Raw genomic sequence first — 25,655 nt, 5'->3', positions numbered from 1 at the left:
TAAAGATGAAACAAATAAAACCATATTTTCTACAAGTTGCCTTATTGTTTTTTATAAGTATGAGCTTAAGTGCTCAATCGGTAGATTTAGTTGCAACAGTAGACGTTACTCCCCCATTAAGCAATGGGCAAACATTTAATTATTCTATTCTGTCTACCGGGAACCCATATAATGCATTACGAATAAAACTCATTTACAACCCTAGTGTTATTCAACTTAATAGTTTAACTCCAGTATATGCTTTTGATTTTACTCCTGTAAACGATACTGGAACCCCTGGTTTAGTGAAATATGAAGCGGCAAGTTTATCTGGCAACATTACTACCGATGAAATTATTTTTACTATTGAATTTGAAGTTCTCGATGAAACACAAGCTATTTCCATTGCCCACAATTATGATGCTGCTGATGGTACTGTGGTTGTTAACAACTCTGGAAGTGATATTTTAGGCACAGCAAATGACATTCTTTTAGAAACCCTATCTATTGAGACATTTAGTAATTCTCTAACTGTTTCCATCTATCCAAATCCAGCACAAGATACAGTAACAATTAAACTCGCTGATAATCAAACAGCTATTCAGTCTATAACCATACAAACCCTTGATGGAAAAACGGTGCTTTTAAAGCCAATGGATAGCAATTCTCCAACTCCTGAAGGAATAGTTTTAGACACATCTGTATTACCCAGTGCATTATACTTTTTAACCGTTAAGACTATAGAAGGTAGCCAAAACGTCAGTAAGCTATTAGTATCGCATTAAGGCAATTTTAGAAGCAGATTAGGGTCTGGACAATTGTTTACATAAAACTGTAAATCTTTTTTATTTGACACACCTGGATAGTCTCCATTATAATTTTCGATATCTCGAATAAGCTGAAAGTGTAAATGTGGTGCATAATCGCCATTTACTTCTGCACTTCCCAATGTAGCTAAATAATCGCCAGCTTTGAAAGCTTGTCCTATTCTTAGACTACTTATGGATTCTAAACTTAAATGTCCATATAATGAATAAAACACCACATTTTTAATCGCGTGTTTAAGAATGATGGTTGGCCCATAATCGCCATGATTAACATTATTGGCATAACTATGAATTGTACCGTCTAAAGGTGTATAAATACAACTTCCAGCAGCTAACCATAAATCTATTCCGAGATGTATATTGCGCTCTAAATCTTTATGAGATTCGTTAAAATATGAACTCCGTTTGTATATACTGCGTTTTTCCAAATAACCACCGTAAGCTACTTGAGACTGTTTGTTTTGCAAATAATCATCTAAATACGTTTCCCAATCTTGGGAATTAGCAACATTAAATGCTAGTAAATCTGGATTGGTTTCAGATAAGTTAATAGGTGTATACTTGTTTAAAGGAATGGTCTTATCTAAAACATATAACGGTTCTTTACTTATACCGTTTAAAAAAGAAGAAAATTGAGTGGCGTTCATTTTACAGTATGAAAACCCAAAAATAAAAAACTATTGCATGATTACCTTACTGTATTTTGCGTTTATTACAATAGTTTTATTATTAGCTATGCTTCCCAAATTAAATGAAGAAACCGATTTCCCTTTGTTATTTTCAGGGTGCTCTAAATAAGAATGCTTTCCTTGATACTGCAACTTAAAATTACCTTTTGGCAATTTAACTGCAGCATTACTATTATCTAAAGTTATATTTAAATTATTAAAATTGTCATTTATATTATGGATCACCAAGTCGCCAAAGCTACCATTAATTATAGCATTTCCAGATAATCTATCAATTCCTATATTAGACGAATTGGAATTTAAAACCATACCATTGACATCTTGAAGCAAGGCATCTTGAACAAAATTGAGTTTTAATTCGCCCATATTCCAGTTTTTTACAAACACAGACGTATAGGAAGCATTGATGGAGGTTTTTTCTCCATCAATGCTATTGGCCAAAAAGGTGGCATGATTTAAATCTGCCTTTAAATTATGTATTACATTAGAAAACTTTAATTCACCATGACGCACGTTAACTTTTAGTTTGGCATCTTTTGGGATTTTTATCTTAATGGTTTTCTTAATATTCAAATTCTTTTTGGACTCTTTTTCTAAAAGCACGCGGTAAGCATCTTCTCTTTCTTTAAATAATCCTTCGTTTGCCTCTGCTTGCTCTTCAATTATTTTTGCACGTTCTTCATAAACTTTGGCACGCTCTTCCATTTCCTTACCAAATTCTTCGCCCCATTTCTCCATATCTTCACCGAATTTTTCACCCCAGGCCTCCATGCTTTTTCCAAAACTTTCGCCAAAGGCTTCGCCCCATGCTTCCATTTCTTTTCCGAATTTCTCTCCGAATTCTTCTCCAAATTTTTCACCCCAAGCTTCCATTTCTTTTTCATACTTGGCTAGTGCATCTGAATCCACAGATTTAGCCCATTTCTCCATTTTTTTTGCGTAGGCTTCTCCATACCTTTCACCATATTCTTTACTCCATTTATCCATGTAGGCTTCGCCTTCTTTTTCGTATTTATCAAAATCGAAATTAATATTATTCATACCTTCTGGTAAGTCTGGTAAATCTGGCATTTTTGGCATTTTTGGCATATTGGCTAGATCCATAGACTCTAACAGACCGTCTACCATAGGCATTACAGGTAAATCGGCTAATTCGATTTCTAAATCTTGTAAGGCATCTATAGATTCCAATTCAAGCAAGCCTACACTCTCCGTCCAGGATAATCCAGAAGCGTTAGAACTAATGGTAACGTTATCTTTAGATCCATCAACGCTTACTTTCCATCCTTTTAAATAGGTTTCCAATTCTTGTTTTGTAAGAGTATTGCTCTCCATATAAGCTTCTACTTCAATAATATCTTTGTTCCAGGTATCTATAATAATATCGGTTTGGCTTGTATTGAGATTGATAATCACATCGTCATTTACATTAACTGACTGTGAAATTTTCTCTAACCGTTGTTGTGCCGAAACACTTATTGTTAGGAAAAATAGTATACTTAATATATTTACTGTTTTCATTTTTTGATTGTTTTATGCATTAATCTTGTTCTGATTTTGATTTTCGTTGGTTTCATTTAGCATCTTTAATTGTTCCTTTAAGCGGTACATTAAGTTTAAACGAAACTTTAAATTGGTAATTAAGGCATTTACAGTTAGCTCATTAGCACCAGACTCGGTAAGCTCTATAGACAGGCGTTTGTACTCCTTATTTAATTCGTCTAGCCTACTGATGTAACCATCGATTAACTCTTTATTGTCTGGCGTTAGCTTTACCTTCGATAATTCTAAATTGATATTAGCCAAATAATAATCTTCAACCTTTTTTAAATCTGGTGAAATATCACCCAAACTTTTTGTAGGTTCTTCAATGGTTTTATTATTGGTATCTACAACCTTTACAGGCTCTATAGGATTATTAAAATAGCTATACGTACCGTATCCCAATCCCAAAACAACTACTATACTAGCTGCTATTTGTAACCATGTAAACCTTTTGGATTTCTTGATTGGTAATTGGTTATCTAGCTTTTTTAAAAATCGGGCCTCATGTCCAGAAGACATTCTATCTTCTGTGTTGTTACGGGCATCTTCAAATAATTTTCTAATATCCTGTGCCATTTTGTTTTTGTTTTAGCAATTTTTGCAACTGTAATTTACCTCTATATAGCTGTGTTCTTGAAGCCACTTCTGAAATATTTAAAATTTCTGAAATTTCTTGATGGTCATAGCCTTCAATTAAAAACAACATAACGACATACTTGTATTTGTCAGACAGTTGATTTATAGCTTCTTTTATTTCATCTATACTCACAGCATCATCTGCCAACCATTTGTCATCATCTCCAGTATCAACAACTTTTAAGTGCACATCATCCAATTCAACAAGGCGTTGTTTTTTAGATTTTAAAGCATCAATACTAGTATTAACAACAATACGTTTTAACCAAGCTCCAAACGTTACTTCTGCATTATACTGATGAAGTTTTGTAAACGCTTTAATAAAAGCGTCTTGAACAACATCTTCGGCTTCGGCATCATGTTTTACAAATCGTTTAGCAACACTATACATACCATTGCAGTACTGGTTGTACAACTGCATTTGTGCTTTACGATCGTTTTGTTTGCATTTTTCAACAATGTCTATTTGAAACATGCTTTGTTTGGTTTTTGGTTTGGTTCATCTTAAAGACGAACAAAAAATTCTGTTGTTGCAAAAAAGATATAATTTTTTTCACAGATAAAAATTTGTATAAATTTTATGGTTTACTATTTTATTACAAATAACATTTAAAGTATCTTTATAACACTATTTTTTGGGGAAATGAATAATAAATTTCGATGGTTTTTTGGCTTATTGGTACTCATAGCAGTGAGTCTTTTTTTGTATTCTTATTTTGTAGACGATAGCCTTTTGGCAAAAAGAAAGAGTCCGATAGATACTGTTAAGCTTATAGAAAATGATTTAGTCTTTGAAGTAGTATACAACAGACCATCAAAACGCGGCCGAGACATTTTTGGCGGTTTAGTTCCTTACAACAAAGTCTGGCGTACTGGTGCTAATGAGGCTACTACATTTAAATGTTCTAAACCTTTAAAAATTGGTAACGACTCATTACCAGCCGGAAAGTATACGCTATGGACCATACCCAACGATTCTACATGGCAGGTTATGTTTAATAGTAAACAATATCCTTGGGGTGTTGATGCCAAAATGAATCCGTTACGAGAACCCGAATTTGACGTTGTAAATATTTCTGTTCCTGTTGAACACTTAAATCAGGTAGTAGAGCAATTCACCATTGGCTTTAACAATACACTAGACAGTATATCATTAACCATGGCTTGGGACAACACCAAAATTGGTATACCTTTAAAAACTTTTGACTAAAAAAAGCAGACATAAAACGGCATTATCAGAACAAAAAGGTGTTTCATATCCTGAAATCACTAATACTAATGCCATACATAAAATTAAGCAAAAACGTCTGCAATCGGTTTCTACAGACACTCTAGTTTCCGAAATTCTAAAAGGGCAAGTTACTGCATTAAGTAGAGCCATCACGTTAATAGAGAGCAAAAACAGTAAGCATTTAGAGAAAGCCAATACAATTATCAAAGCATGTCTACCGCACGCTAACAAGTCGGTTAGAATTGGCATAACCGGAGTTCCTGGAGTTGGCAAAAGTACTTTTATTGAGTCTTTAGGCAAACACTTATCTGCTTTAGGTAAAAAAGTCGCTGTATTGGCCATTGACCCTAGTAGTTCTCTAACCAAAGGAAGTATTCTTGGTGATAAAACCCGAATGGAGGATTTGGTAAAAGACACCAATGTATTTATTAGGCCTTCTCCTTCTGGCGATTCATTGGGAGGTGTTGCCCGAAAAACACGTGAAACGATTATTTTATGTGAAGCTGCCGGGTTTGATACTATTCTAATTGAAACAGTAGGTGTAGGACAAAGTGAAACTGCCGTACATAGTATGGTAGATTTCTTTTTACTTCTTAAATTAGCTGGAGCTGGTGATGAGCTTCAAGGTATAAAACGTGGTATTATTGAAATGGCTGATGCTATTGCCATAAACAAAGCGGATAATGATAATATTAAACGTGCCAAATTAGCCAAAGTAGAGTTTAACCGTGCCCTCCATCTTTATCCTGAAAAAGCTTCCGGTTGGACACCTAAAGTTCAACTATGTAGTGCCTTACATAACGAAGGTATTTCGGATATCTGGCAAACTATTGAAGATTATGTTACATTAACTAAAGGAAACCAGTTTTTTAATGAAAGACGGCAAGAACAAAACAAATATTGGTTAATCCAGACTGTAAAAGATAATCTACAGAATGCTTTTTTTAATCACCACAAGATAAAAACAGCTTTAGTTGAACAGCTTAAACTTATAGAAACTAATCAAACCACTCCGTTTGTAGCCGCAGAATACCTTTTAAGCTTAAAACAAGGATTATAGAAAGTTCTCCTTGTACCAGCCACTTTTTTTTTAACTCCTTTTAATACACCCATTATAATCCTGTTTAATTAGCCCTCAATTATACAGCTTATAACTTAAAACATTTTTAGTCCTTCGTATGGTTTTATCCAAAAAAGAATACATTTGCATAACTAACTACGTGTAATATGGATTACCAATTTACCATTATAGTACCTGTTTATAATGAAGAAGATAATTTACTACGTGTTGAAAAAGAACTCCTATCCTATATAAAAATAGCCTCAAGAAAAACTAAAGTTTTATTTGTTAACGATGGCTCAAAAGATAACAGTCAAGAACTTATTGAAACCATATCAAATAGAAATGCAAGTTTTCATTTTATTTCTTTTGCTGAAAACAGAGGTTTAAGTGCTGCCATAAAAGCTGGGTTTGATTACGCAGATACTGAATTGGTTGGGTATATAGATTCTGATTTGCAAACAGCTCCTGAAGATTTTAATTTATTGTTGGAGCATATTGGAGAGTATGATTTAGTAACTGGTGTACGAGCAAACCGAAAAGATTCATTTGTAAAAAACATGTCTTCAACCATTGCCAATGGTATTCGCAGAGCCTTTACCAACGATGGCATGGACGATACAGGCTGTCCTTTAAAAGTGATAAAAACAGTTTATGCCAAACGAATCCCCATGTTTAAAGGCTTACATCGATTTTTACCCGCTATGATTTTACTACAACAAGGTAAAATTATCCAAATTCCGGTTCAACATTTTCCCCGTGTAGCGGGTCAGGCTAAATTTGGTGTTTGGAACAGACTTATAGGCCCTTTAATGGATTGCTTTGCCTATTTATGGATGAAGAAAAAGTACATTAACTATACTGTTAGCAAAACTAGCGAATGAGTCATTGGTTAATATATAGCATTGGGTTTTTGGCTCAAATATTATTTTCCTCGCGACTTATAATTCAGTGGATTTATTCAGAAAAAGAAGGTCGTGTTATTACACCAACTATTTTTTGGACCTTAAGCTTAATAGCCTCATTTCTATTATTTGTATATGGCTATTTACGAGATGACTTTGCCATTATGCTCGGCCAAGGTTTAACCTATTTTATTTACATTAGAAATCTCCAGTTACAGGACAAATGGGAACAGATACCCAAATGGCTGCAATGGTTTATTTTATTAATGCCATCATTTATTGTCATTTACTATTTTAATAATAACACCATAGATGTAGAGAAGTTATTTAAAAACGACGCTATTCCTTTATGGTTATTAATCCTTGGTATTGTTTCTCAGGTAGTTTTTACTCTACGTTTTGTTTATCAATGGATATATTCTGAAAAGCAAAAAGAATCTTCTTTACCTATGGGGTTTTGGTCTTTAAGTTTAATAGGGTCTCTATTAATTTTAACTTATGCCGTTTTTAGAAAAGACCCAGTTTTATTTGTAGGGCATATTTTGGGCGCTACAATTTATGTTAGAAATTTAGTTTTAATTTACCGATATGCTAAAGCGACTCGTTAATTCTTATCCTTTATTAACACTTTGCATAATATTTATGGTTATGCTGCTACCTAATTTAAATGTATTAGAAGTAACCATAATGGAAGCCCGTAATTTTATTACAGCCAGAGAAATGTTAAGCGATAATAATTGGCTATTAACCACCATGAATGGTGAAGCCCGTTATGAAAAACCACCGCTACCAACTTGGCTTACCGCTATTTCAGCTTCAGTTTTTGGTATTAAAAGTGTGTTTGCCATGCGGCTGCCTGCAGCTTTATTTGTGGTTTTACTTGTTGTTTTTGTATTTAAACTTTCAAATAAGCTGACCCAAAATACCTTTTTTGCATTCAGAAACGCTTTAATTGTGGGCTCATCATTTTACGTAATAGGTATTATAATAGAAGCACCTTGGGATATATTTACCCATGGTTTTATGTGCGTTTCCCTCTACTATTTGTTTCAGTTTTTTGAACATGAAAAATTTCATTTTAAATATGCGTTACCGGCAAGTGTATTTTTAGGCTGTTCGTTTTTAAGTAAAGGGCCTGTTTCGCTATATGCTTTACTTCTACCTTTTTTATTAGCGTATGGTTTTACCTTTACTTATAAACCGTTTTCCAAAAAACTTATAGCTATTGTAAGTATTATAGTTGTTGGTATTTTACTTGGTGGATGGTGGTATTTGTATGTTCGCACTTATGACCCTATAACGTTTACAGCTATTGCTGAAAAAGAAACTGGGAATTGGAGTAGTTATAACGTTAGGCCGTTTTACTATTATTGGAGCTTTTTTACGCAAAGCGGTATTTGGACTATTCCTGCATTTATCAGCTTATTGTATCCGTACTTAAAAAATCGAGTAAGGCATTTAAAAGCATATCAGTTTAGCTTATTGTGGACCCTCTTGGCAGTTGTATTGTTATCGATTATTCCAGAGAAAAAGTCACGCTATTTAATGCCTGTTTTAATTCCATTGTCCATAAATATCAGTTTTTACATCGATTATTTAATTCGTGAATTTAAAACCTTAAAAGATAAGCGGGAAACTTTTCCTATTTACTTCAATTTTGGCTTAATTGGATTGATAGGCATTGTATTTTCTTTTCTAGCTGGATGGTTTTTAAAACATAATTTGGATGGATATTATTTCTATTTCATATCGTCAAGTATCATTCTATTGGGTATTGGAGTTTTAATTTTTAAGAGCTTAAAACGCAAGCGAATATCTACTGTATTTTATTTAACATTTGGACTGTTTGCTGCACTACTTATTCTGGCTTTGCCCTTAAAACAAGCGTTTGAGAGTAAAACCTACCGTCCAATCAGTAATTTGAAAGAAACTAGCGATTTAAATCTTTATCAATTTAATTATATCGCTCCAGAAGTTATTTGGCAATATGGTGATAAAATTCCAGCCATAAAATTAGAAGATGGCTCTATTGAATTTCCAAAAGATGACACCTTTGGTTTATTGACCATTGGAATCAGCCCTGAAGATTCCGATTATATGCAATCTTTATATCAAATTGAAAAACAGGGCGTTTTTGATTTAAACAAAGTTGATACAGATTCCAAACAATATAAAGAACGCTTACGAGCCAACTACTACATTCTAACCAAACGATAGTTAGCGCATTCTAAATCGGTTTTGAAAGTATTTATCCAAACGATAAAACATATAACCTGAGAGTCCACCAAAAACCCATCCACTTAACACATCAAGTGGGTAGTGAACTCCAATATAAATACGGCTATACCCCATACCAATTGACCAGGCTATTAAAATATAAAGCAAGTATTTAAAGCGATAACGCAGCATAAATCCTGTAAATATGGCTACGGCCATAGAGTTGGAAGCATGACCAGAAAAATAACCGAACTGTCCTCCACAATTTGGTTTAACTAATCGCACTAAACCTTCCAACAAGGGGTCATGACAAGGTCTTAATCGCATTACCAGAACTTTTTTAAACACATTAGTAATCTGGTCGGTAAATGAAATCATTAAAACTATTAAAACAACAGTTAGAATAAAAATTTTAGGATTCGGCATCTTGTAAATCAAAAATAACAAAACGGCATATAGCGGTATCCAGTAGAATTTTGTGGTATAAAACATCCAAAAAGGATCCCATGTGGTTGTCCCTAAATTATTAAGGTACAAGAAAAGGTCTGTATCTAACTGCACTAATTGTTCTAACATAACTATTCTTCGTAGCGTTCCACTTCCCTATCGTAAAATGAGTTGGCTTGTTCAATTAAGTTTTCAGCTTCATTTTCCAATTCACGTTGATCTTGTTGATCAAAATCCTCCAACCATTCTACATCATCATTTTCTAGATTAATTATAAACCTAGGAAACTCGGTATGTATTACATAAATAGCGTTTGGATAATCAGTATTATCACCTAAAATAAATTTAGGAAGTTCCATGTTTTGCATCAATCAACTTTTTTGTTAAATAATTAAATCTAATATACAATAAAATAGCAGCAGTAGTCAAACCAGCTAATAAGCCAAGCCAGATTCCAAAACTACCCAAACTATCTGCTTTACCAAAGTAAATACTTATTGGAAAACCAACAACCCAATACGAAATAAATGTTATTAGAGTTGGTATTTTAACATCTTGCAAGCCCCTTAAAGCACCTAGAACCACCACTTGTATACTATCACTTATTTGAAAAATAGCAGCTGCTATCAATAGTTTTGAAGCAATAGCCATAACTTCAGTATTATCAATGGCATTCAAAATATCTTTTTGATCCAAATATAATTTTGGCAATTCGGTATGAAAGGCAAAAAATAAAAGTCCGAAACATATGGCAAATAAAGTACCCATTAAAAATAATGAAAATGCAATACGCCTTAACTCCAAATAATTCTGCAATCCTTTTTGATTCCCAACCCGTATCATAGACGCTACACTTAAACCCATAGCAACCATAAAGGTCATTGATGACAGATTTAATGCAATTTGATTAGCTGCTTGGGCATTCTTGCCCAACAATCCACTTAACCAAATTGCTGCCGTAAAAATAGCTACTTCAAAAAACATTTGCATAGCACTTGGTGAACCCAAGCTCATGATTTTTTTAATCATACTAGAATTCAATACAAACAGTTTGATTTGGGTAACATAGGCTTTAGATTTTTCATGTCCCTTTAAGAGCCACCACAAAAAACCAACCATTACAAAACGGGATATTAATGTACCATAAGCTGCGCCAACTATACCCAATTGCGGAAACCCTAATTTCCCAAAAATCAACACGTAGTTTAGAGCCACATTTACAATATTCGCTACCAATGTAGCATACATGGGATAGCGCGTCATTGACAAGCCGTCACTAAACTGTTTAAAAGCTTGAAAAGACACTAAAGGAATTAATGAAAATGCTACCAAATCTAAATACGGAATGGCTAACTCCACAACTTCGGCTGGTTGCTTCATGAGATACATAAGGGGTTTTGCAAAAAACACCATTAGAAACAACAGGATACCTAAAACCATACAAAGAAATAAGCCATGTTTAAAAGCCGATTTTCCAGATACAAAATTATTTTCAGCATCTGCTTCAGCTACCAAAGGTGTAATGGCTGTTGAAAAACCAATACCTAAAGACATGGCAATAAACATAAAACTGTTACCCAACGATACTGCAGCAAGTTCAGCCGTTCCCAACTGCCCAACCATGATATTATCAACAAAACTCACAAAAGTATGACCTAGCATCCCTAACATAACAGGTGATGCTAATTGCCAATTGTACTTAAATTCTTTGGTGTATGCGCTTAATACCATTTGGCAAAAGTAGTACTTTAGAATTGTACTTCATTGATAAATAGTTACAGATTAACAATTCCTTATGAAGTAACTAAACATTCAATTCCTATCTTGTATTATCATAATATATAAAACATGAAAAAACTCTACGTACTAATTTTTTTATTGAGCATAAACTTCTGTTTTAGTCAAAATATACCTAAACCATTTATACCTGAAATCACCAAACAATTTCCGAATGTTCGTGATATTACCATTTCGCCAGATGGCAATGAAGTTCTATTTACTGCGCAGAGTGTTATGGGCAATTTATCAGCCGTTATAAGTGTTAAAAAAAATAATACGACTTGGAGCAAACCTCAAGTTGCATCCTTTTCTGGAAAACACTTTGATTTAGAACCTTGTTTTTCTCCTGACGGCTTAAAGCTATATTTTGTGTCAACAAGACCTTTAGATGATTCATTGGAGCCAAAAGATTTTGACATTTGGTATGTTGAACGATCTAGTTTAAAGAACCCTTGGTCAGAACCCAAAAATTTAGGTGCGCCCATTAATACGGAGCATGGTGAATTTTATCCTTCAATTGCTGATAATGGTAATTTTTATTTTACACGAGATGATACTTCAAAAAACCGAAAGGATGATATCTATGTTAGTGTTTTAAAAAACGGTAAGTATCAAGAACCAAAGGCTTTACCAGATTCCATAAATTCTGAAAGCTATGAATACAACGCTTTTATTGCCCCAGATGAATCTTATATTTTATTTGGCGGTTATAACAGAACTGGTGGATATGGTAGTGGTGATATTTACATCAGTAAAAAAACGAATATAGGATGGACTCAAGCTGAAAATTTAGGAAGCACTGTTAATTCTCATAAAATGGATTATTGTCCTTTTGTTAAAGAGAATATCCTCTATTTTACTAGTAAACGCGACAATACTCAAATTCAACACGAACAAGCTTTAGATTTAAAAAATCTAATTAATGAATTTAATAGACTTGATAATGGTTCGAGTATATTATATCAGGTCAATATTAATAATGCTTTAAAATACTAGTTTACTTCTTAATTATCTTTAGGGTTTCTTGATTACCATTACTATCATGAATTGTCATAAAGTAAATTCCTTTTCGAACTTGAGACAAATCAACTTTTTCTACATATTCTTGCCCTAATATTTGTTGACCTAAATTATTATAAATCTCAATTTTTATAACTGGTAATTTAGATTGAATATTTATTTCATCAGTTGTTGGATTAGGATAAACAGTAAATCTAGATGAAGTAAACTCTTCAATTGAAAGCGCACCAACAAATTCTGTAGTAGCAGTATTCGTAACTATTGCCTCATTAAAATCGAAGTAAATATCAGCTGTATTATGTACAATATCACCTTCAATTACATCACTTTTTGGTTTTATTTTATAAGCGATAAAACCGTGAGAATTGGGTTCATCTGATGTGCTATCTGGTAAATTAATACCGCTAAAAATAAACGACAATTCATTACCATCTTTAATTTCCACGCGATTCATATGACTTATAGTCTCAATTTGTAGTGTGTTCCAATCTAATTTATCATCCAGTACATTCTCCACTCTAATATTAATTGCTGATGCTGTTCCTGTATTCTGAAAACGAATGAGATAATGTAAGTATTTATCTGAATCATCAATTAAAACCTCATCTCCTTCAAGACAGGTAATATCGTTTGGATCATACGAACCAATAACCAATTGATTGTAACTAAACACATTATCTTCTTCTGTAAAATCTCCTGAAACTGGATTAATTATTGCCTCTAAAAAAATAACATCATCAATATTAACTGTTGGTGGAGGCAAAACATTGAAATCCACATCTATATAGCGCGTCTCGTAAGACATTAAATCTGAATAATTAAATGTTAAGGCATTAGCAGTTTGATTAGAAATTGTTTCACTTGCGCTCAATACGTTAAGCATATCGTTATCATATTGAAAATCTATGGTGCCACTTAAAGTTTCGGTTCCCACATTTTTATACACTATTCTGTAACTCACTTCAAAACCTGGTCTTGCTTGCAATAATGGGTAAATACTAATGTTTACATCGGGTATTGCTTGGTTTGGTTCCAAACAAAAATCGGCAGTTTCTATGTTACCTAAATTGCTATAATTAAAATAATATGAAGCCGGATTAGATGTTAGATAAGATGGTAAACCACCAGCAATACTCGTTTCAAAGTTTCCTGTATTTACAGGTATTTGATACGAGCCATTTGGCATAGTAAAGGTTCCGAAACTTGTAGAACCATTACTGGCCACTACCATAATATTAGGGTAAAAGGCATCTTGTTCATCGCAACCATTACCATTTATATCAACTTGAATGGTGCCATTAATTTCATTTCCTAAAACACCCAAGTTTTTTGAGAAGGCAATTTGGTCGTTACCTTTTTTAGTGGAAACAACATCAACATCGCCATCAAAATCCATATCGGTTGCAAAGAAATATTTGTCATAACGAATATCTGCAACATGACCTCCACTAACAAAATCGCCTAATCCATCTTGATTGGTATACCATAAAATATCATCTCCTACTGTTATTATAACATCTAAAGCGCCATCGTTATCAACATCATTAAGGCTAACAACAGCCGAACTTGAGGTTCTAATATCATTGCCGTATCCAAATTGACCGTTGGGATGGCTATTTCCTTCTTCGTTGCGATACCATTGCAAATCTGAACTATTACCACTTCCAACTACAAAATCTAAAAACCCATCGCCATCAATATCACCAACATCCATAGATATTGCATTATACGCTCCATAAACAAAGGTTTGTTTTGGTCCGAAGCTGCCTTGACCATCTGTATGTTCAACCCATCCTATTTGACCATCACCTCCTGATGCCAATAAATCTAAATCGCCATCGTTATCAAAATCGGCAGCATAAATAGCATGTGCACTGTTGAATTCTGTTGAAATTACTTGTTGGGCACCAAAACTTCCTATGCCATCAGTATTCTCATACCAAGCCAATTTATCATCAACTGAAGATGCAGATAATAAATCTAAATCGCCATCATTATCCAAATCAACTAACTGAATCATTTTTGGGTTATTGGTATCTGTTGTAATTGTTATTTCATTATCAAAATTGCCATTACCTTGATTTTTAAACAACACTATTTTATCCTCAATCTCTAAAACCACAAATATGTCAACATCACCATCCGCATCGATATCTTCGGCTCTTAACGACTTCCCTCTATAAATTTGGGTTGAAATGATATGATGCTCAACAAAATTTTGAGTGCCATCTACATCTTCGAACCATGAAATTTTATTATCTCCAGTTGACAATACTACAATATCCAAATCGTTATCGTTATCCACATCTGCCGATAATGTTTCTATTGGATTACTGGTATACTCTGCTAAAATATGTTCATGTTTAAATTCACTTAAAGTTTGATCATATTCATTTAACATAATTCCAGAAGTGTAATTAATAAAACCATCTGAAAACACATCTACATCTCCATCATCATCAAAATCTGTGGTAAGAATAAATTGCGACACACCAGCGTTGGATGTGGTACTATAAATATTTTCCCTAAAACCAAAGTCTTCATTGCCTTCATTTTCAAATAAAAACAAACCTGTTCCATCTGCCAATACATCTAGGTCGCCATCGCCATCTAAATCATCTACGGCTACTAAATCTACATCACCTAATACAGAACCGATAAATAGATCCGTACTAAATGTTCCAAGTCCATTAATGTTTTCAAACCAAATAACATCATCGTCATAACCATCAGGTACGACAATATCCATATCGCCATCTTGATCTAAATCTACTGGAAGAAATTTAGCTGTTGTTGTAGATGCTATATTATGTTCCGTGGTAAACGTGCCGTTTCCATCGCTATTTTCGTACCATTTAATACCATTGTTATTCACTACTACATCACCATCGCCATCGCCATCCATATCTTCAGCAAAAACAATTCCTATAAAAACAGAATTGGAATCAGAAATAATTTGTTGAGCACCAAAACTGCCTAAACCATTTTCGTTTTCATACCATGCTATTTTATCGTCATAAATTGAAGTTGACAAAATATCCAAATCACCATCGCCATCAATATCATAATAATCAATGGAGTTCACAGATTCCACATCGGTAGTAATAATATGCTGCATGGTAAAATTTCCGAGACCATCATTTTCATACCAAAAAATATCATATCCAGAAGATCCCACTGGGTCTAAATCGCCATCATTATCAATATCAATTGCAAAAACATTGGCATTTGAACCATTTATACTATTATGAATAATTTTTGGTTCTACTAAACCACCATCATTAGGCTTGTTTTCAAACCAAACAAAATTCCCTTCGTAATAATACGCTAGAAGATCTAAATCGTTATCTCCATCTAAATCGGCTGCATAGGCACCAGATGCGCTAGTGCCATAATTTGAATTATCTCCGATTATACTCGTTTGAAACTGAATTTGAGCATGACCAATTGTAGAAAATAAGCAAAATAGAAAAAGTAGTTTTTTTAGTTTCATAGCGTTAGTTTTATTCTAATTATTAAAGGCTTTATAATAAATTATAAGTTTAGCGCGGAGCGTTTAGCTTCTTCAAACTCCTGCATCATATCCTTAACAATTTGAGCTGTAGGCTTTATATCATGAATGAGTCCTGCAATTTGTCCTATTTCTAATTCGCCATCCTCTAAATCGCCTTCAAACATGCCTCGCTTTGCACGAGCTCTACCCAATAAATCTTTTAATTGCTCTACTGTTGGAGCTGTCTTATATAGCTCTTGAACATCATTAAAGAATTTATTCTTAATTAATCTAACAGGTGCCAATTCCTTTAAAGTTAATTGGGTATCCCCTTCTTTGGCATTAACAACAACTTGTTTAAAAGCCATATGTGCCGAACTTTCCTCACTGGCCACAAACCTACTGCCAACCTGTACACCATCTGCACCCAAAACCATAGCAGCCAACATAGCCTGCCCTGTTGCAATACCTCCAGCTGCAATAAGGGGAATTTGTAGCTGTTCCTTTACCATAGGTATTAGGGTTAATGTAGTTGTTTCATCACGACCGTTATGTCCTCCAGCTTCAAAACCTTCTGCTACAACAGCATTTACACCTGCCTCTTGTGCTTTTAAAGCAAACTTCACACTACTAACTACATGTACAACAATAATACCTTTTTCTTGCAACCAACCGGTCCAAGTTTTTGGGTTTCCTGCCGAAGTAAAGACTATCTTGACACCCTCTTCCACAATAATATCCATTATTTCATTAATATTAGGATACAACATGGGAACATTTACTCCAAATGGTTTGTCGGTTGCTTGTTTACACTTTTGAATATGTTCACGCAATACATCTGGATACATGCTTCCTGCTCCTATTAAGCCCAAAGCACCAGCATTACTGGCAGCCGAAGCTAATCGCCAGCCACTATTCCAAATCATGCCAGCTTGTATAATTGGGTAATTAATATTGAAAAGTTGGGTTATTCTATTTTGCATTTAAATGAAATTTAATAATGAAAGGTCACGAATCAGATCGAAATACTAATTTCAAAAGTAAGAAAATGAAATTAGAATTTACAGTAATATTAAGTATCGTAAAACTATGATATAACTCCCGAACCAATAAGCTCGTCATCTTGATACCAAGCCGCAAACTGCCCTTCGGTTATAGCTGATTGTGGTTCTTCAAATTCTATGTACAAACCTGACTCTACTTTATGCAATGTAGCTTTTTGTAATAGTTGCCTATACCGGATTCTGGCATCAACGGACATTGTTTCACCAATTTGCAATGCTAAATCTTCGCGAATCCAATGTAGTTCCTCATTTTTAATAAACAATGCCGACTTGTACAATCCTGGATGCGCCTTACCTTGACCTGTATAAATTACATTTTTCTCAACATCAGTATCAATAACAAATAATGGCTCTGGAGTTCCGCCTACTGCCAAGCCTTTGCGCTGTCCTTTTGTATAAAAATGGGCTCCTTGATGTTTCCCAACTATTTTGCCGTCGGAAACATCATATTTTAGTTTTCTAGATTTGTACTCTAGTTCTTCCCATTTAGAATCGAAATTATTAATATGGTTTTTATAATTTGAATTGGATTGTGGCACCTCAACAATTACACCGTCTTTTGGTTTGAGTTGTTGCTGTAGAAAATCTGGTAATCTTACCTTACCTATAAAGCATAGTCCTTGTGAATCTTTTTTATCGGCTGTAACCAAATCTAATTTGGTTGCTATTTCACGCACTTCTGGTTTGGTGAGTTCTCCAATTGGAAATAGTGATTTTGACAATTGGTCTTGAGACAATTGACATAAAAAATACGATTGATCCTTATTGTTATCAACACCAGACAGTAATTGATAGACTACCTTACCATCTTTTTCAATACTTCCTTTTCTACAATAATGACCTGTAGCCACAAAATCGGCTCCTAAATCAAGAGCGATTTTCATGAATACATCAAACTTAATTTCTCTATTACAAAGCACATCAGGATTTGGCGTACGTCCATTTTCATACTCCCTAAACATATAATCTACAATGCGCTCTTTATATTGCTCACTTAGATCGACCGTTTGAAAGGGTATGCCCAATTTATCGGCTACCAACATGGCATCATTACTATCATCCAACCAAGGGCATTCATCTGAAATAGTCACAGAATCGTCATGCCAATTTTTCATGAACAAGCCAATAACCTCATACCCTTGCTCTTTTAAAAGGTATGCAGCAACGCTGGAATCTACTCCACCCGATAAACCTATTATAACACGCTTTTGTTCCTTCATAATGGGCTGCAAAGATACATAAATACTCTTATTTTTAAACCATTGTTTTTCCTCTAAACTATCAAATAATTAAATGATTGAGAGTGAAAACATTTCTATTTGTTTAAAGTTTTGTTAATTTTTTTAAACATTATTTGGTTATTTGTTTAATCTTTTTATATATTTGCTAAACAAAAATTTAATAATCTTAAATCAAAAACAATGAAAACATTAACAGCTTTAAAAAAAACAACAGCTTTAGCCTTGGTGTTATTGGTTACTCTTTCGTGTAGTAGCGATGATGACAATACTACACCTAGTCCAGCACCTCAAGCTAAATCTATTGTAGAAATTGCTCTGGAAACTCCAGAATTGTCAACACTAGTTCAAGCCCTAGTGCGTGCTGATGGGAATTTAGTTGACGTACTAGAAGGTGATGGCCCATTTACAGTGTTAGCACCAACAAATGCAGCGTTTACTGCATTTTTGAATGCTAATGGTTTTGCTTCTTTAGAAGACGTACCAACAGATGTACTCTCTCAGGTCTTGCTTAATCATGTGATCATGGCAGATATCAAAGCCGCTGATCTTCAAGCCCAAGGAACTGGATACGCAGCCGGAAGCGCTACGAGTGATGCAGGTCTAAACATTAGTATTTATTTTGATGCGACAGGTGGTGTTCGTTTCAATAACGCGGGAACTGTAACGACGGCCGATATTGACGCATCAAATGGTACCATACATATTATTAATGGTGTTCTTGGTCTTCCTGACATTGTCGATCATGCTATCATGAATGATAATTTTTCAAGTCTTGTGACTGCTTTAGGCGCTGCAGATGGTGATTTGGTTTCAGTATTACAAGGCGATGGACCGTTCACGGTTTTAGCGCCAGATAACGACGCTTTTGAAACTTTCTTAAATGGAACACCTATAGGAAGCGTACCGACGGATTTATTATCACAAATTTTGTTAAATCATGTTATAAGTGCTGCTATTAATGCAGACTTCTTAATAGATGCTGGATCAGGATATACCAATACTCTGGCAACAGGTCCGAATGATAACAATATAAGTATATATTTTGATACAACGGACGGTGTTGCATTTAACGGTGTTTCTCAAGTCTTTCAAGCTGATGTTGTTGGAACCAATGGTATTATACATGCAGTGAATAATGTAATTGACATTCCAACAGTGGTTACTTTTGCTACGGCTGATCCACTTTTTTCAACTTTAGTTTCTGCTTTAACAGATTTGACACCTGGGACTGATTTTGTGGAAATATTAAGCAGAACTTCAGGAAGTAATGCAGACGGTATCAATCCAGATTACACTGTATTTGCTCCAACAAACGATGCGTTTGATTCACTAATCGAGGATTTAGGTGGGGTGCCAAGTGAGGTAGTCTTAACAAATGTATTACTATATCACGTGGCGAGCGAGGCTAATGTAACTTCGGGAGACTTAATGATGGGTGCAAATCCTGTAACCTCGTTACAAGGAGGCGTATTTACATTGAATGTTCCAGGTACAGGAGATAATATTGCTGATATTACAGATGGATCAGGAGCCACTGATATTGGCGTTGTAGCTGTAGATGTACAAGCTGGAAATGGTGTTATACATGTTATAAATAAAGTGATGTTGCCAAACTAAATGGTGAATCCATCCACAAGAAAAAGTATTTTATTTGATTGATGGGATAAAAAGGTCTTTTAAAATTCCTTTAGTTAATATTATGAGACCTTTTTTATCGATGTAAAAAGCTTTAACAAATAAGCTTTATGAATAAAAAGTTTAGGTGGTGTGCAGCCTTAACGATTGAGACGCCAAAAGTAAGCGATTCATATTTGCTGTTGATGTTTCATGCTGCCGATGACGTTGTAAAATTTAAATAAGGTTGTTTTACCACCTTTAATTTTAACAGCAAAAAAACATAGTCATTTTATATTTGGTTGGTTGTCAAATTAAGTTAGTTAGTTTAAAAATGGCTATGAAAAAGAGGAAGACCATTCTTAATTAAGAATGGTCTTTTCTCATTTTAAAAAACTTTTTATTATGAGAATATTTTGTGAGTCTTAAATTATTACATATATTGCCCATACTTATGTTTAGGTACTTCCCCATTTTGATGATTAATAGCTTATAAATTCAAATTAGATTATACCTAACATAGAAAAGCTCCTTAATTTCTTAAGGAGCTTTCATTTTAAATAAACTGTGCTTTATTAATTTTTCTTTTTCTTGTAAGGATTTTTACTGTATACCGTAAAGTCTTTTTCCTCCTTTAACTCACCATTTTCATAGTACTTCCAAATACCGTGTTTCTTATCATTTCTATACACACCCTCAACCATTAGCTTGCCAGCCTTATCATAAAATGACGCTTTACCATTTAACTGGCCATTATCATATAAGTACTCCTTTATAAGCACACCATTTTCTGCATACCAATTAGCTTTACCATCAAGCTTCCCACTTTTATAAAATGTTTTTTCTGCTATTTGCCCATTGGGATAATAAATTATACGGTCGCCATCTAATTCTCCTGAACTATTATAGTGTTCTAAAGTCATTAGCTGGTCTGAATTATTATGGTAGTATTTCCATGGGCCAATATATGTTCTGCCTTTCATTAGGCCTTCGCTTACAACTTTACCGTTAGAAGCATAAAACATAACCTTTGCTGTTCCATCAGTATTAAAATCTCGGGTGGCTGTTAGTACGGCCTTGCCGTTTATATTCTTATAAAACTTAAACTGGCCTACTTCTTGGCCGTGATTAAATTTTCCCTCGTAACGCAACACTTGTGTACCATCGAAGTTTTTTTTCCAATTACCATGTCGCTTACCATTAGCGTCAAACTGATTAAACTCTTGGGCAGATGCCAATCCAGCTATTAATACAATTAAAATAGAAACAATAGATTTCATTTTTGAATTAAGTTTTACAATTTTAATAAACGTAAATTTCATGAAAATGTTTTATAACAAAAAAGCTGCCAAAATTGACAGCCTTTTTACTTATTTACGGTTTTGGTTCTTTTTTTGCTGCTCGGCCTGCTCCATCATTTCTGCCATTTTTCGCTGAAACTTATTTTGCTTTTTAGGCTTTTTCTTGTTCTCTTGAATTTTAGCATGAATCTTATCTTCATCAATAATGTAGTTCTTAATAACCAACATAATACCTATTGTGATTAAGTTGGAAACAAAGTAATACAAACTTAAACCTGAAGCGTAGTTATTAAAGAAGAACAACATCATGATTGGTGAGAAATAAATCATATACTTCATCATTTTACCCATATCAGGCATCCCTTCTTGTGTAGGTTGCGACGCCATTTGCTGGCCCGTTGTCATTCGCATATAGAAGAAAATCGCTAATGACGCCAATATAGGGAACAAACTTACATGGTCTCCATAAAAAGGAATATTAAATGGCAACTTAGCTATAGTATCATAAGATGATAAATCTTCGGCCCAAAGGAAGCTTTTTTGTCTTAAATCGAATGCCGAAGGGAAAAACTGGAACAAGGCATAAAAGACCGGTAATTGCATTAAAGCGGGTAAACAACCAGCCATAGGGCTCACACCTGCTTTGCTATACAAGGCCATGGTTTCTTGTTGTTTCTTCATGGCATTGTCTTTATATTTTGTATTAATTTCTGTTATTTCTGGTTTAATAACTTTCATCTTTGCCTGTGAGACATAAGACTTATATGTAACAGGTGACATAACAATTCGCACCAAAATTGTCATAACAATAATGGCAATTCCATAGGGCAAGAAACCACTTAAAAATCCAAACAACGGGATAAACACATAGCGGTTTATCCAACCAAATATTCCCCAACCTAAAGGAACTACCTCATCCAGATTACGGTCATAGCTATTTAAAATTTTATAATCGCTTGGTCCGTAATACCAATTCATACTTTTATTTAACTCACCACCTTGTAATTCCAAAGGCAATTTGGTTGCAAAAGCCTTTGTATAAACCGTATCTATTTCTTCATCTTGAACTAGATTTTCTGATTTTAAACTTGCTGATTTAAATGGTGTATCGGCTAATAGTATAGACGTGAAAAAGTGCTGTTTGTAAGCCACATAAGTTACATCTTGTGCGGTATCTTCTGTTAATTCTTGCTGACCTAAATAATCATCTTTACCACCTTCATATTCAAATACAACTTCTGTATATCTGTTTTCATATGAAATACTTTTCGCGTGGCGAATGGCTTTTAAATCCCAGTCCATATCTATTGGTTTCGAGGTATTAAAAACCGACGCTAACCCTTGCGAGCGAATGGTGAAATCCATCATATACTCGTTAGGTTTCAGCTCATAACGGTATTCTAAAAAGGCTTGCTCTGAAACCTTTAATTTCATAGAAACAACTGTATTCTCTCCACTTTTAGAAATATTAGGCTGAAAATATAAATCCCTTGTGTTTAAATTACGACTATCAGTCGTACTGAAATTAATATTAAAGTCGGCATTGCCATCTTTTATTAAGTAAATAGGGACAGAATCGAAATCTACAAATTGTTTTAATTTTATTTCTGAGACATATCCTCCTTTATTACTAAACTTAATCGCTAACACGTCATTTTCAACTAATGTTTCTTTAGCTGTTGCAGAAGGTAATGTAGCGGAATACGCAAAAGCTCCCAATTTATTATTTATTGCTACCAATTGTGCAGAGTCCTGAACTGCAGCTACCGAATAATCTTCGGCTGATGTTATAGCAGCGGCTTTATCTTGTTGCGCTTTTTTTTCAGCTTCAACTTGTTCTTGTTTTGCTTTTTCCTGTTCTGCTAATTCTTCAGGAGTTGGTTGATTAGTGTACATCATGTACACAAGAATTCCAAAAATCAGAATAAATCCGATTATTGAATTAAGGTCAAATTTCTTTTCTTCCATATTAATATTACGGCCAAATTGAGAAAATTCTATAAACTATTTACTCTTCTTCTGACTATTTAGTTGTTATTACATTTTGGATTGTCAAAAAACTATCCAAAATTACTTTTGTGCCATAGTGGCATCTTTGCTTTTATTCTTTCGTTTGAGAGCCGCTTTAACAAATGATACAAATAATGGGTGTGGATTGGCCACCGTACTCTTATATTCTGGATGGTATTGTACCCCAATAAAGTATGGGTGTTCAGGTATTTCAACAATCTCAACTAATTTGGTATCTGGGTTAATTCCTGTTGCAATCATTCCTGCTGCCTCAATTTGCTCTCTATAATTATTATTGAATTCAAATCTGTGACGATGACGCTCCATTATTGCGTTAGACTTATATACATTATACGCAATACTATTAGGTTTTAAGTCGCATGCCCAAGCTCCTAAACGCATTGTCCCTCCCTTATCTGTAATGGTTTTTTGATCTTCCATTAAATCTATAACTGGATTTTCACAATCTGAAGCCATTTCTGTTGAATTCGCATCTGAAAGGTTTAGTACGTTTCTTGCATACTCTATAACTGCCATTTGCATACCTAAACAGATTCCGAAAAAAGGAATATTATTTTCCCTAACATATTTAACAGCATCTATTTTTCCCTCAATTCCACGTTCTCCAAACCCAGGAGCCACTAAAACACCATCTAAATGTGACAACTTAACATCCACATTTTCTTCCGATAAATATTCTGAATGAATAGGCTCAACATTAACTTTTACTTCGTTTTCTGCACCAGCATGAATAAATGCCTCTAAAATAGACTTATATGAATCCTGCAATTCTACATATTTACCAATTAACCCGATTGTCACTTCGGTTTTAGGATTTTTATGCCGTTGTAAAAATTGGTTCCACTGGGTTAAATCTGGAACTGCACTTTCTAAATCCAATTTCTTAAGCACGACTTTATCAAGTCCTTGCTTTAGCATTAAATTTGGCACATCGTAAATTGTAGATGCATCAATAGATTGTATAACAGCTTCTTCGCGAACATTACAAAACAGTGCCAGCTTGCGTCTTAAATCTTCTGGTAATTCATGTTCTGTTCTACAAACCAATATGTCTGCCACAACACCACTTTCCATCAATGTTTTAACACTGTGCTGCGTTGGCTTTGTTTTTAACTCGCCTGCTGCAGATAAAAATGGTACTAATGTTAAATGGATAACTATAGCATTATGCTCGCCCAAATCCCATTTCAATTGACGTACCGCTTCAACATAAGGTAACGACTCGATATCACCAACGGTACCTCCTATTTCAGTAATGACAATATCATAATCGCCAGAGTTTCCTAAAATCTGAACACGTTCTTTAATTTCATCTGTAATATGAGGAATAACCTGAACGGTTTTTCCTAAAAATTCACCACGACGTTCTTTTTCAATAACACTTTGATAAATTCGGCCAGTGGTTACATTATTAGCTTGACTGGTAGGCACGTTTAAAAAACGCTCATAATGCCCCAAATCTAGATCGGTTTCAGCACCATCATCTGTTACATAGCACTCACCATGTTCATAAGGATTTAGTGTTCCAGGATCAACATTTATATAGGGATCTAATTTTTGAATGGTTGTTCTATAACCTTGTGCTTGTAAAAGTTTTGCCAAAGATGCAGCAATAATTCCTTTACCTAATGAGGACGATACTCCTCCTGTCACAAATATGTATTTTGTTGTTGTCATGTTGCGTTGTTAAACGCAGGCAAATTTACAAAATTAAATTAGGTAATTGGGTATTGTTTTTAAGATTAAAAACAGCAAATTATTTTAAGCTTTACGGTCTTGGGAAGTTATTTTTAATATTCCTTACCAAATCTTCTAACCCATTAACTTTTAGCTCGTAAACCGTTTGAAGATAATCGCCCAACCTACCTTTAGGAAACCCTTTACTATGATACCACACTATGTAGTACTCTGGTAAATCTATTAAATACCTATCCTTATATTTCCCATAAGGCATTTTAGTATGTGCTAATTTTATAAGAAATTCTTTATCTGGTTGCACTTTTTTTAATTCAACTATTGGTAATCATTTAAAGCTTCTAAAGCCTCCTTAATACTTTTTTGCCATTTGGCTTGAGCCTCATGATTTCTTGAATAATTGGTTTCGTTATCATATTGATTTTGAAAATCATGTAGTTCCTTGACTATTTTGTTGTGAATGGCGTCCAATTCATTATTTGCGTTTTGAGAAATAGTAACTTGAGAAGTAGCCTTTCGTAATTTACGTGTATATAATTCGGTAATATCAAAATGTAACTGCTCATGAGCCAAAATATGATTATCAGCTTCTTTTGGTTTAAACCAAGACTTTTCAGGGTAAAAATGCGCTGTGGCTTCAACACGAATACTCTCCACAACATTATTAACACGACTTAACCGATAACCGAATGTAATACCCGAAGACGTTACCGCAGCAGCATCAGAATTAGTGTCAGGTTGCCCTATAAAATTCTCCCAACTTAATTTATAATTTTTTTGCCAAGGAATACTTTGGTCACTTTTTAAAAGAAACAAGGGTATTAAACAAAAAACAAGAATGCGAAACATAAATTATTAACGACACGATATTCTAAAATATT

23 protein-coding genes are annotated in these 25,655 nt (G+C 34.1%); 8 read left to right on the top strand and 15 right to left on the bottom strand.

What is annotated here, in order from left to right; all coding sequences use genetic code 11:
* The first annotated feature begins 5 nt into the window (after positions 1-5).
* The gene (locus tag MTX13_RS08435) at positions 6-764 is read left to right on the top strand and encodes a T9SS type A sorting domain-containing protein (RefSeq protein ID WP_250434120.1); all 759 of its coding nucleotides are present in this window, start codon (positions 6-8) and stop codon (positions 762-764) included.
* Here the strand turns inward: MTX13_RS08435 and MTX13_RS08430 are convergent.
* From MTX13_RS08430 to MTX13_RS08415, 4 genes are read right to left on the bottom strand one after another with little or no spacing between them, the layout of a single operon-like run.
* Positions 761-1,453: a peptidoglycan DD-metalloendopeptidase family protein gene (locus MTX13_RS08430; protein WP_250434118.1), complete on the bottom strand. Its 693-nt coding sequence runs from the start codon at positions 1,451-1,453 to the stop codon at positions 761-763. The genes MTX13_RS08435 and MTX13_RS08430 overlap by 4 nt on opposite strands.
* Before the next feature lie 30 nt (positions 1,454-1,483).
* Positions 1,484-3,016 (bottom strand): YggN family protein, encoded by a 1,533-nt coding sequence (locus MTX13_RS08425; protein ID WP_250434117.1) that lies wholly within the window; start codon positions 3,014-3,016, stop codon positions 1,484-1,486.
* Between the two features lie 12 nt (positions 3,017-3,028).
* Positions 3,029-3,616: a hypothetical protein gene (locus tag MTX13_RS08420; RefSeq protein ID WP_250434116.1), complete on the bottom strand. Its 588-nt coding sequence runs from the start codon at positions 3,614-3,616 to the stop codon at positions 3,029-3,031.
* Positions 3,600-4,151: an RNA polymerase sigma factor gene (locus MTX13_RS08415; protein WP_250434115.1), complete on the bottom strand. Its 552-nt coding sequence runs from the start codon at positions 4,149-4,151 to the stop codon at positions 3,600-3,602. The genes MTX13_RS08420 and MTX13_RS08415 overlap by 17 nt, the downstream gene beginning before the upstream one ends.
* A 168-nt stretch (positions 4,152-4,319) precedes the next feature.
* Here MTX13_RS08415 and MTX13_RS08410 point away from each other — a divergent pair, with 168 nt between their 5' ends.
* From MTX13_RS08410 to MTX13_RS08390, 5 genes are all read left to right on the top strand, one after another.
* Positions 4,320-4,886 (top strand): DUF2911 domain-containing protein, encoded by a 567-nt coding sequence (locus MTX13_RS08410; RefSeq protein WP_250434114.1) that lies wholly within the window; start codon positions 4,320-4,322, stop codon positions 4,884-4,886.
* Complete coding sequence (gene meaB / locus MTX13_RS08405; protein ID WP_250434113.1) at positions 4,879-5,967, top strand: methylmalonyl Co-A mutase-associated GTPase MeaB; 1,089 nt, start codon at positions 4,879-4,881, stop codon at positions 5,965-5,967. Before MTX13_RS08410 ends, meaB begins: the two co-directional genes overlap by 8 nt.
* 167 nt (positions 5,968-6,134) lie before the next feature.
* On the top strand, positions 6,135-6,851 hold the full coding sequence (locus MTX13_RS08400) for a glycosyltransferase (protein WP_250434112.1): 717 nt from the start codon (positions 6,135-6,137) through the stop codon (positions 6,849-6,851).
* Entirely contained in the window at positions 6,848-7,480 is a 633-nt protein-coding gene (locus tag MTX13_RS08395; RefSeq protein WP_250434111.1) for a lipid-A-disaccharide synthase N-terminal domain-containing protein, read from the top strand. Before MTX13_RS08400 ends, MTX13_RS08395 begins: the two co-directional genes overlap by 4 nt.
* The gene (locus tag MTX13_RS08390; protein WP_250434110.1) at positions 7,461-9,089 is read left to right on the top strand and encodes an ArnT family glycosyltransferase; all 1,629 of its coding nucleotides are present in this window, start codon (positions 7,461-7,463) and stop codon (positions 9,087-9,089) included. The genes MTX13_RS08395 and MTX13_RS08390 overlap by 20 nt, the downstream gene beginning before the upstream one ends.
* On the opposite strand, the gene MTX13_RS08385 is transcribed toward MTX13_RS08390, so the two are convergent.
* From MTX13_RS08385 to MTX13_RS08375, 3 genes are read right to left on the bottom strand one after another with little or no spacing between them, the layout of a single operon-like run.
* Positions 9,090-9,665, bottom strand: coding sequence for a phosphatase PAP2 family protein (locus tag MTX13_RS08385; protein ID WP_250434108.1), 576 nt, complete (start codon positions 9,663-9,665; stop codon positions 9,090-9,092). It abuts the gene before it with no gap.
* Between the two features lie 2 nt (positions 9,666-9,667).
* Positions 9,668-9,895, bottom strand: coding sequence for a hypothetical protein (locus tag MTX13_RS08380; RefSeq protein WP_250434106.1), 228 nt, complete (start codon positions 9,893-9,895; stop codon positions 9,668-9,670).
* Positions 9,882-11,267: an MATE family efflux transporter gene (locus MTX13_RS08375; protein WP_250434104.1), complete on the bottom strand. Its 1,386-nt coding sequence runs from the start codon at positions 11,265-11,267 to the stop codon at positions 9,882-9,884. The genes MTX13_RS08380 and MTX13_RS08375 overlap by 14 nt, the downstream gene beginning before the upstream one ends.
* Positions 11,268-11,384: 117 nt before the next feature.
* On the opposite strand from MTX13_RS08375, the gene MTX13_RS08370 reads away from it, so the two are divergent.
* Complete coding sequence (locus MTX13_RS08370) at positions 11,385-12,311, top strand: TolB family protein (protein WP_250434103.1); 927 nt, start codon at positions 11,385-11,387, stop codon at positions 12,309-12,311.
* 1 nt (position 12,312) lies between these two features.
* Here the strand turns inward: MTX13_RS08370 and MTX13_RS08365 are convergent, their stop codons facing one another.
* The 3 genes from MTX13_RS08365 to mnmA form a co-directional block, all read right to left on the bottom strand.
* Complete coding sequence (locus tag MTX13_RS08365; protein WP_250434101.1) at positions 12,313-15,828, bottom strand: T9SS type A sorting domain-containing protein; 3,516 nt, start codon at positions 15,826-15,828, stop codon at positions 12,313-12,315.
* 41 nt (positions 15,829-15,869) lie between these two features.
* The gene (locus tag MTX13_RS08360) at positions 15,870-16,811 is read right to left on the bottom strand and encodes an NAD(P)H-dependent flavin oxidoreductase (RefSeq protein ID WP_250434100.1); all 942 of its coding nucleotides are present in this window, start codon (positions 16,809-16,811) and stop codon (positions 15,870-15,872) included.
* 104 nt (positions 16,812-16,915) lie between these two features.
* A complete protein-coding gene (gene mnmA, locus MTX13_RS08355) occupies positions 16,916-18,112 on the bottom strand; it encodes a tRNA 2-thiouridine(34) synthase MnmA (RefSeq protein ID WP_250434099.1) in 1,197 nt (398 codons plus the stop codon).
* 201 nt (positions 18,113-18,313) lie between these two features.
* Here mnmA and MTX13_RS08350 point away from each other — a divergent pair, with 201 nt between their 5' ends.
* Entirely contained in the window at positions 18,314-19,750 is a 1,437-nt protein-coding gene (locus tag MTX13_RS08350; protein WP_250434098.1) for a fasciclin domain-containing protein, read from the top strand.
* A 572-nt stretch (positions 19,751-20,322) separates the two neighbouring features.
* On the opposite strand, the gene MTX13_RS08345 is transcribed toward MTX13_RS08350, so the two are convergent.
* The 5 genes from MTX13_RS08345 to MTX13_RS08325 all read right to left on the bottom strand — a co-directional run bounded on the left by MTX13_RS08345 (position 20,323) and on the right by MTX13_RS08325 (position 25,623).
* Complete coding sequence (locus MTX13_RS08345) at positions 20,323-21,027, bottom strand: toxin-antitoxin system YwqK family antitoxin (protein WP_250434097.1); 705 nt, start codon at positions 21,025-21,027, stop codon at positions 20,323-20,325.
* A 90-nt stretch (positions 21,028-21,117) separates the two neighbouring features.
* A complete protein-coding gene (yidC, locus tag MTX13_RS08340; RefSeq protein ID WP_250434096.1) occupies positions 21,118-23,016 on the bottom strand; it encodes a membrane protein insertase YidC in 1,899 nt (632 codons plus the stop codon).
* Between the two features lie 102 nt (positions 23,017-23,118).
* Positions 23,119-24,756 carry a CTP synthase gene (locus MTX13_RS08335; RefSeq protein WP_250434095.1) on the bottom strand — a complete coding sequence of 546 codons (1,638 nt, stop codon included), beginning with the start codon at positions 24,754-24,756 and terminating at the stop codon, positions 23,119-23,121.
* A gap of 91 nt (positions 24,757-24,847) precedes the next feature.
* Positions 24,848-25,078 (bottom strand): DUF3820 family protein, encoded by a 231-nt coding sequence (locus MTX13_RS08330; RefSeq protein WP_250434094.1) that lies wholly within the window; start codon positions 25,076-25,078, stop codon positions 24,848-24,850.
* A 14-nt stretch (positions 25,079-25,092) separates the two neighbouring features.
* On the bottom strand, positions 25,093-25,623 hold the full coding sequence (locus MTX13_RS08325; protein WP_250434092.1) for a DUF922 domain-containing protein: 531 nt from the start codon (positions 25,621-25,623) through the stop codon (positions 25,093-25,095).
* Positions 25,624-25,655 lie beyond the last annotated feature (32 nt).

It is taken from the genome of Hanstruepera flava, from assembly GCF_023634025.1.
In the GTDB taxonomy this organism is placed as follows: Bacteria; Bacteroidota; Bacteroidia; order Flavobacteriales; family Flavobacteriaceae; genus Hanstruepera; species Hanstruepera flava.
Note: the sequence above shows the minus strand (reverse complement) of the source record. Positions and strands in the feature narration are given on the sequence as shown.

Coding starts and splice junctions, on each gene's coding strand:
- MTX13_RS08435 (WP_250434120.1), top strand. CDS start 6: ATGAAACAAATAAAACCATATTTTCTACAAGTTGCCTTATTGTTTTTT.
- MTX13_RS08430 (WP_250434118.1), bottom strand. CDS start 1,453: ATGAACGCCACTCAATTTTCTTCTTTTTTAAACGGTATAAGTAAAGAA.
- MTX13_RS08425 (WP_250434117.1), bottom strand. CDS start 3,016: ATGAAAACAGTAAATATATTAAGTATACTATTTTTCCTAACAATAAGT.
- MTX13_RS08420 (WP_250434116.1), bottom strand. CDS start 3,616: ATGGCACAGGATATTAGAAAATTATTTGAAGATGCCCGTAACAACACA.
- MTX13_RS08415 (WP_250434115.1), bottom strand. CDS start 4,151: ATGTTTCAAATAGACATTGTTGAAAAATGCAAACAAAACGATCGTAAA.
- MTX13_RS08410 (WP_250434114.1), top strand. CDS start 4,320: ATGAATAATAAATTTCGATGGTTTTTTGGCTTATTGGTACTCATAGCA.
- MTX13_RS08400 (WP_250434112.1), top strand. CDS start 6,135: ATGGATTACCAATTTACCATTATAGTACCTGTTTATAATGAAGAAGAT.
- MTX13_RS08395 (WP_250434111.1), top strand. CDS start 6,848: ATGAGTCATTGGTTAATATATAGCATTGGGTTTTTGGCTCAAATATTA.
- MTX13_RS08390 (WP_250434110.1), top strand. CDS start 7,461: ATGCTAAAGCGACTCGTTAATTCTTATCCTTTATTAACACTTTGCATA.
- MTX13_RS08385 (WP_250434108.1), bottom strand. CDS start 9,665: ATGTTAGAACAATTAGTGCAGTTAGATACAGACCTTTTCTTGTACCTT.
- MTX13_RS08380 (WP_250434106.1), bottom strand. CDS start 9,895: ATGGAACTTCCTAAATTTATTTTAGGTGATAATACTGATTATCCAAAC.
- MTX13_RS08375 (WP_250434104.1), bottom strand. CDS start 11,267: ATGGTATTAAGCGCATACACCAAAGAATTTAAGTACAATTGGCAATTA.
- MTX13_RS08370 (WP_250434103.1), top strand. CDS start 11,385: ATGAAAAAACTCTACGTACTAATTTTTTTATTGAGCATAAACTTCTGT.
- MTX13_RS08365 (WP_250434101.1), bottom strand. CDS start 15,828: ATGAAACTAAAAAAACTACTTTTTCTATTTTGCTTATTTTCTACAATT.
- MTX13_RS08360 (WP_250434100.1), bottom strand. CDS start 16,811: ATGCAAAATAGAATAACCCAACTTTTCAATATTAATTACCCAATTATA.
- mnmA (WP_250434099.1), bottom strand. CDS start 18,112: ATGAAGGAACAAAAGCGTGTTATAATAGGTTTATCGGGTGGAGTAGAT.
- MTX13_RS08350 (WP_250434098.1), top strand. CDS start 18,314: ATGAAAACATTAACAGCTTTAAAAAAAACAACAGCTTTAGCCTTGGTG.
- MTX13_RS08345 (WP_250434097.1), bottom strand. CDS start 21,027: ATGAAATCTATTGTTTCTATTTTAATTGTATTAATAGCTGGATTGGCA.
- yidC (WP_250434096.1), bottom strand. CDS start 23,016: ATGGAAGAAAAGAAATTTGACCTTAATTCAATAATCGGATTTATTCTG.
- MTX13_RS08335 (WP_250434095.1), bottom strand. CDS start 24,756: ATGACAACAACAAAATACATATTTGTGACAGGAGGAGTATCGTCCTCA.
- MTX13_RS08325 (WP_250434092.1), bottom strand. CDS start 25,623: ATGTTTCGCATTCTTGTTTTTTGTTTAATACCCTTGTTTCTTTTAAAA.